This window comes from Pseudomonas brassicacearum subsp. brassicacearum, assembly GCF_008801605.1.
Taxonomy (GTDB): Bacteria; Pseudomonadota; Gammaproteobacteria; order Pseudomonadales; family Pseudomonadaceae; genus Aquipseudomonas; species Aquipseudomonas brassicacearum.
Map to the genome: position 1 here is coordinate 1 of NZ_VZPJ01000053.1, position 442 is coordinate 442.

Consider the following 442-nt stretch of genomic DNA (forward strand, 5'->3'; position numbering starts at 1 on the left):
TTTTATAATAAGAGGATTTCCCCAATGATGCGGATTGGTTTGTTCTTGCTAACCAACCTCGCGGTACTGGTTGTAGCTGGCATAATCTTGTCACTCTTCGGTGTCGGTAGTTACCATGGTGCTGGTGGCCTAAACTTAGGCAACTTGCTAGTAATCTGTTTTGTGTTCGGTATGGTGGGTTCAATGATCTCACTATTCATGTCGAAATGGATGGCGAAAAAAACCACTGGTACAGAGCTGATTGACCCTAATGCACCACGTAACCAAGCAGAAGCATGGTTATTAAACGAAGTTGCGCAACTTGCTCAACGTTCTGGTATTAAAATGCCAGAAGTAGGTATTTTCCCTTCGTATCAGTCAAATGCCTTTGCAACAGGCTGGAATAAAAACGATGCGCTTGTAGCTGTGTCTACAGGTTTGCTTGAACGTATGAACAAAGATG

At 43.2% G+C, this 442-nt stretch carries 1 protein-coding gene; it reads left to right on the top strand.

Annotation, left to right across the window (positions count from 1 at the left end; genetic code table 11):
* Positions 1-24: 24 nt before the first annotated feature.
* On the top strand, positions 25-442 hold a 418-nt coding region (locus tag F7R20_RS31510), incomplete at its 3' end, for a M48 family metalloprotease (RefSeq protein WP_151180643.1).